We start from the raw sequence: 6,391 nt of genomic DNA on the forward strand, positions 1-6,391 counted from the left end.
GCGGTCAGCTCCCACCGGCAGCGGTACGACAGATCTGTACGAACTCGTCGGCGTCCAGGCTCGCCCCGCCGACGAGTGCACCGTCGACGTCCGGCCCGGCGAGGATGCCGGCGGTGTTGCCGGCCTTGACCGATCCGCCGTAGAGGATACGGACCGCGGGGGCCGTGTCCGCGCCGTGACGCTCGGCGAGCCGTGCCCGCAGCGCCGCACAGACCTCTTGCGCATCATCCGGCGTCGCCACCTCACCGGTGCCGATCGCCCACACCGGCTCGTAGGCGACCACCAGCTCCTGGAGCTGCTCGGTGGGGACGCCGTCCAGGGCCCGGTCCAGCTGGTCGGTGCAGTGCGCGACGTGGGTGCCTGCCCGACGGACGTCGAGCCCCTCCCCCACGCACAGCAGCGGGACCAGCCCGTGCCGCAGCGCCGCCTGCACCTTGGCCGCGACCACCGCGTCGTCCTCACCGTGCAGCGTGCGCCGCTCGGAGTGGCCGACCAGGACGTAACGGCAGGCGAGCGCGGCGAGCATCGCCCCGCTGACCTCCCCGGTGTAGGCGCCGGAGTCCTGCGCCGAGACGTCCTGCGCGCCGTACCCGATCTCCAGCTTGTCGCCGGCCACCAGCGTCTGCACGCTGCGCAGCGCGGTGAACGGCGGGACGACGACGACCTCGGCGTCCTCCAGCTGCGGCTCGGTCAGCGAGAAGGCCAGCTTCTGCACCAGCCCGATCGCCTCGAGGTGGGTCAGGTTCATCTTCCAGTTGCCCGCGATGAGCGGACGGCGGCCCTCCCGGGGCGGCCTGGGCTTCGTGCGTGCCATCGTCGCCCCTCAGTCCGCGAGCACCGCGAGCCCGGGGAGCTCCCGGCCCTCGAGGTACTCCAGCGACGCGCCGCCGCCGGTGCTGATGTGCCCGTAGGCCGCCTCGTCCAGCCCGAGCTGGCGCACGGAGGCCGCGGAGTCGCCGCCGCCGACGACGGAGAGCCCGTCGATCGCGCCGACGGCCTGCGCCACGCCCCGGGTGCCGCCCTGGAAGGGAGCGAGCTCGAACACGCCCATCGGCCCGTTCCAGAACACCGTGCGTGCGCCGGCCAGGGCCTCGGCGAAGAGCTCGACGCTCTTCGGCCCGATGTCCAGGCTCATCTGGTCGGCCGGGATCTCGGTGGCCGGCAGCACGGTGGTCGGCGCGTCCGCGCTGAACTCCGGGGTGCAGACCACGTCGACCGGCAGCACGATCCGGTCGCCGGCCTCGGCCAGCAGCCGCCGGCAGCTGTCGACCTGGTCGGCCTCCAGCAGCGACGTCCCGACCTCGTGGCCCTGCGCGGCCAGGAAGGTGTAGGTCATCCCCCCGCCGACCAGCAGCCGGTCGACCTTGGGCAGCAGCGCCTCGATCACGCCGAGCTTGTCGCTGACCTTGGAGCCGCCGAGCACGACGACGTAGGGCCGCTCCGGGCTCTCGGTGAGCCGGGTGAGCACCTCCAGCTCGCGGGCGACCAGCCGGCCGGCCGCGTGCGGGAGCCGCTCGGCCACGTCGTAGACCGAGGCGTGCTTGCGGTGCACGGCACCGAACGCGTCGTCGACGTAGAGGTCGGCCAGCCCGGCGAGCCGGTCGGCCAGCTCGCCGCGAGCGGCACCGTCCTTGCCGGTCTCGGCGGCCTCGAAGCGGACGTTCTCCAGCATGAGCACCTGGCCGTCGGCGAGCGCCGCGACCTTCGCCGTGGCGTCGGGGCCGGCGACGTCGGCGGCCAGCGGCACCTCGGTGCCGAGCAGCTCACCGAGCCGTGCGGCGACCGGCGCCAGGGAGTACCGCGGGTCGGGCTCGCCCTTGGGGCGGCCCAGGTGCGCGGCGACGACGACCCGGGCGCCGGCCTCGCGGAGCGCCGAGATCGTGGGCAGGCTGGCCCGGATCCGGCCGTCGTCGGTGATCGCGCCGCTGTCTGAGTCCAACGGGACGTTCAGGTCGGCGCGCAGCAGCACGCGCCGACCCGACACCCCGTCGGCGATGAGCTCGTCGACGGACCGCATCAGAGCTTGCTGCCCACCAGCACGACGGAGTCGACGAGGCGGTTGGAGTAGCCCCACTCGTTGTCGTACCAGCCGACGACCTTGACCTGGTTGCCGAACACCTTGGTCAGACCCGCGTCGTAGATGCACGAGGCCGGGTCGGTGACGATGTCGGAAGAGACGATCGGCGCGTCGGTGTAGACCAGGTACGGCGCCAGCGGGCCGGCGGCAGCCGCCTTGTAGGCCTCGTCGACCTCCTCGAGAGTGACCTCGCGGGACAGCGTGACGGTGAGGTCGGTCGCCGAGCCGGTCGGCACCGGGACGCGGAGCGCGTAGCCGTCGAGCTTGCCCTTCAGCTCCGGCAGCACCAGGCCGATCGCCTTGGCCGCACCGGTGGAGGTCGGGACGATGTTCAGCGCGGCGGCGCGGGCGCGGCGCATGTCCTTGTGCGGGCCGTCCTGCAGGTTCTGGTCGGCGGTGTAGGCGTGGATCGTGGTCATCAGGCCACGCTCGATGCCGAAGGCGTCGTGGAGCACCTTGGCCAGCGGGGCCAGGCAGTTGGTGGTGCAGGACGCGTTGCTGATGATCGTCTGCGAGCCGTCGTACTGCTCGTGGTTGACGCCCATGACGATCGTCAGGTCGTCGCCGGTGGCCGGCGCGGAGATGATGACCTTCTTGGCCCCACCGGCGTCGACGTGCTTGCGCGCGTCGTCGGCCTTGGTGAAGAAGCCGGTGGACTCGACGACGACGTCGACGCCCAGCTCGCCCCAGGGCAGGTTCGCCGGGTCGCGCTCGGCCAGCACCTTGATGGTGGCGCCGCCGACCTTGATGCCGTCACCGACGACCGAGACGTCCTCGGCCAGCTTGCCCAGGATGCTGTCGTAATTGAGCAGGTGCGCGAGCGTCTCGGGCGTGGTCAGGTCGTTGACCGCCACGACCTCGACGTCGGCCCCGCTGGCGGCGACCGCCCGATAGAAGTTGCGGCCGATCCGACCGAACCCGTTGATGCCGACCCGTACCGTCACTGAGGACCTCCCAGACCGTGATGCCCAGCCGGACCGGTCGGCCCAGCGGCGCCCGTGGGCCGTGCGTGCGCACGACCACATTCCGGCGACAGCCTATCGGCCCGCCGAGCAGCCTCCGACCGCGCACCCGCTCCGCCGGACGGGGCGTGCACAGACGTCCGCGACGTCTCCCCCGGTGGCCGGGAGAGACGTCGCGGACGTCTCGTGCCGTGCTGGAACGCCTGCCCCACGGGGCTCGCAGCGAGCGGGGCAGGGTGCTCCCGCTGCTACTGGGCCAGCATGTCGTCGGTCACCACGGACTCGGTGTCCGGGATGCCGAGGTCCTTGGCGCGCTTGTCGGCCATCGCCAGCAGACGCCGTATGCGCCCGGCAACAGCGTCCTTGGTCATCGGCGGGTCGGCGCGCTGGCCGAGCTCCTCCAGCGACGCCTGACCGAACTCCAGCCGCAGCCGCCCGGCGACCAGCAGGTGCTCCGGGGCCTCGTCGGCCAGGATCTCCAGTGCCCGCTCGACCCGGGCACTCGCCGCGACCGCGGCCCGCGCCGAGCGGCGCAGGTTGGCGTCGTCGAAGTTGGCCAGCCGGTTGGCCGTGGCCCGGACCTCGCGGCGCATCCGCCGCTCCTCCCAGGCCAGGACGGCGTCGTGGGCGCCCATCCGGGTCAGCAGCGCACCGATCGCGTCGCCGTCCCGTACGACCACCCGGTCGGTGCCGCGCACCTCACGGGCCTTCGCCGCGATGCCCAGCCGACGGGCCGCACCGACCAGCGCCATCGCCGCCTCGGGCCCGGGGCAGGTGACCTCCAGGGACGACGAACGCCCCGGCTCGGTCAGCGACCCGTGCGCCAGGAAGGCGCCCCGCCAGGCCGCCTCGGCGTCGCCGATCCCGCCGGAGACCACCGACGGCGGCAGGCCACGGACCGGCCGGCCCCGCTGGTCGACCAGCCCGGTCTGCCGGGCCAGGCCCTCACCGTGCTTGGCGATCCGGACCAGGTAGCGCACGCCCCGGCGGATGTTGCCGCCGGCCAGCACGCTCACGCCACTGGTGTAGCCGTACACCTCGCTGATGTCCCGGCGCAGCCGCCGGGCCACCGAGCCGGTGTCCAGCTCCGCCTCGATGACCACCCGGCCGCCCACGATGTGCAGGCCACCGGAGAAGCGCAGCAGCGCGGTCACCTCGGCCTTGCGCTCCGAGGTCTTCGTGCACTCCACGCGGGAGAGCTCGTCCTTCACCATCGCCGTCATCGCCATCAGCGGTGTTCCCTTCCCCCTGTGTGCCGGCCGGTGTCACGGTCGTCCCCGTGTCCGGCCACTGCCCTGCCGGTCACCGCGCACCGACCACGGAGGCCAGTGCGGCAGCGAGCCGGGAGGGATCGTGCTGTGGTGTCCCGTCGGGTGCAGCCACCGGTGCCAGCACCAGTTCTGCACCACATGCCTGCACAGCAGACAGCAGACCACGCCGGTCAACAACCGCAGCGGTGTCCGCGATCACCGTGTGCAGCGACACGCCTCCCAGATGGGCCAGCAGGACGCGCAGGTGCTCCTCCGGCGAGAAGCCGTCGGTCTCCCCCACCTGGGGCTCGAGGTTCAGCACCACGACCACCCGCGCCGCGGTCTCCGCCAGCGCCGTCCGCAGCCGCGGGACGAGCAGGTGGGGCAGCACGGAGGTGTACCAGGAGCCCGGCCCGAGGCTGACCACGTCGGCCGCCGCGATCGCCGCCAGCACCTCCGGTGGCACCGGGGGGTCGGCCGGGGAGACCCGGATGTCCTCGACGTGCCCGGGGGTGGAGGCGATCGCCACCTGACCCCGGATCCGGCGGGTCTCCTGCGGGTCGTCGGGGTCGACGCTGGCCACCGTGGCCACTAGGTCCAGCGGGACGTCGGACATGGGGAGCACCCGGCCACGCGTCCCGAGCAGCTCCTCCAGCACGCCGAGGGCCCGGACCGTGTCGCCGCCGTGCATCTCGGTCAGGCCGGTCAGCATCAGGTTGCCGACGGGGTGCCCGGCGAGCACGCCGGTGCCACCGAAGCGGTGCTGGAGCAGGTCGGCCATCTGCTGGGTGCGCGGGGACTCGCCGGCCAGTGCGGCCAGCGCCATCCGCAGGTCACCGGGTGGCAGCACCGGCATCTCGCGCCGGATCCGCCCCGAGGAACCGCCGTCGTCGGCGACGGTGACCACTGCGGTCAGCTCCGCGGTGAGCCGTCGCCAGGCAGCCAGGGCAGCGGCCAGCCCGTGCCCGCCGCCGAGGGCGACGACCCGCAGGCCGGGGGTCTCCACTACTCGCGCCCCAGGTCACGGTGGCGCGCGGTCGCCGGGACGCCCTCGGCGTTGAGCCGACGGGCGAACTCCTCGGCGATGGCGACGCTGCGGTGCTTGCCGCCGGTGCACCCCACCGCCAGCGTGAGGTACCGCTTGCCCTCGCGCCGGTAGCCGGGCAGCAGCAGCCGCAGCACCTCGCCGTAACTGTCCAGGAACGCCCCGGCGTCGTCCTGGGCGAGCACGTAGTCGCGCACCTCGGCGTCCCGGCCGGTCATCGGGCGCAGCTCCGGGACCCAGTGCGGGTTGGGCAGGAACCGGGCGTCGACGACGAGGTCGGCGTCCAGCGGCAGGCCGTACTTGAAGCCGAAGCTGAGCACGGTCGCCACCACCTCCGGCAGCTCGCCGTCCGGTACGAACGACGCCTCCAGGGTCGCGCGCAGCTGGTGCACGTTGAGGTCGCTGGTGTCGATCCACAGGTCGGCGTCGCCGGCGATGCCGGTGAGCAGCTCCCGCTCGGTGTCGATGCCGTCGATCAGCCGGCCGTTGCCCTGCAGGGGGTGCTCGCGCCGGACCGACTCGTAGCGCCGGATCAGCACCTCGTTGCGCGCGTGCACGTAGACGACGCGCGGGCGGTGCCCGGCCTCGGCGAGCTGCCGGATGGACTCCTGCAGGTCGCTGGAGAAGGCCCGGCTGCGCACGTCGACGACGGCGGCGAACCGGCGCAGGTCGCCGCGGGCGCCCAGCTCGACCATCGGCTGGAGCAGGGCCGGCGGCAGGTTGTCGACCACGAAGAAGCCGAGGTCCTCCAGCACCCGGCCGGCGCTGTTCTTGCCCGCTCCGGACAGACCCGTGACGACCACGACGTCGAGCGGGGCGAGCTCGGTGCTCGACCCGTCGGCCGCCGGCGGGACGTCGCTCTGCGGCCCGGCCGGCGTTGCGCGACCGGCGGTCATGCCGGCTGCCCGGCGGCGGGGTGGACCCGGCCGGACTCGGCGGTCTGGTCGGCGTCCGGCCCCTGGGCCGGCGCCCCGGTGGCGACCGATGGCTCCAGCTCGACGGCGTCCTCGGCGACCACGTCGGGCGAGGCGCCCGCGGCCACCGGCTCCGCGGCCCC

6 protein-coding genes are annotated in these 6,391 nt (G+C 73.7%); all 6 read right to left on the minus strand.

Translation table 11 applies throughout. The features are described from left to right. Positions 1 to 4 precede the first annotated feature (4 nt). The 6 genes from tpiA to rapZ all read right to left on the minus strand — a co-directional run bounded on the left by tpiA (position 5) and on the right by rapZ (position 6,230). Positions 5 to 814, minus strand: a complete 810-nt coding sequence (tpiA, locus tag IN07_RS19035; protein WP_036338700.1) for a triose-phosphate isomerase — start codon at positions 812 to 814, stop codon at positions 5 to 7. Between the two features lie 9 nt (positions 815 to 823). Further along, positions 824 to 2,017, minus strand: a complete 1,194-nt coding sequence (locus IN07_RS19040) for a phosphoglycerate kinase (RefSeq protein WP_036338703.1) — start codon at positions 2,015 to 2,017, stop codon at positions 824 to 826. Continuing rightward, positions 2,017 to 3,021 carry a type I glyceraldehyde-3-phosphate dehydrogenase gene (gap, locus tag IN07_RS19045; protein ID WP_036338706.1) on the minus strand — a complete coding sequence of 335 codons (1,005 nt, stop codon included), beginning with the start codon at positions 3,019 to 3,021 and terminating at the stop codon, positions 2,017 to 2,019. Before gap ends, IN07_RS19040 begins: the two co-directional genes overlap by 1 nt. A 266-nt stretch (positions 3,022 to 3,287) precedes the next feature. After that, entirely contained in the window at positions 3,288 to 4,268 is a 981-nt protein-coding gene (gene whiA / locus IN07_RS19050) for a DNA-binding protein WhiA (protein ID WP_036338709.1), read from the minus strand. A 73-nt stretch (positions 4,269 to 4,341) separates the two neighbouring features. Continuing rightward, the gene (locus tag IN07_RS19055) at positions 4,342 to 5,295 is read right to left on the minus strand and encodes a gluconeogenesis factor YvcK family protein (protein WP_036338712.1); all 954 of its coding nucleotides are present in this window, start codon (positions 5,293 to 5,295) and stop codon (positions 4,342 to 4,344) included. Further along, positions 5,295 to 6,230: an RNase adapter RapZ gene (gene rapZ / locus IN07_RS25930; RefSeq protein ID WP_036338714.1), complete on the minus strand. Its 936-nt coding sequence runs from the start codon at positions 6,228 to 6,230 to the stop codon at positions 5,295 to 5,297. Before rapZ ends, IN07_RS19055 begins: the two co-directional genes overlap by 1 nt. Positions 6,231 to 6,391 lie beyond the last annotated feature (161 nt).

This window comes from Modestobacter caceresii (assembly GCF_000761485.1).
GTDB lineage: Bacteria > Actinomycetota > Actinomycetes > Mycobacteriales > Geodermatophilaceae > Modestobacter > Modestobacter caceresii.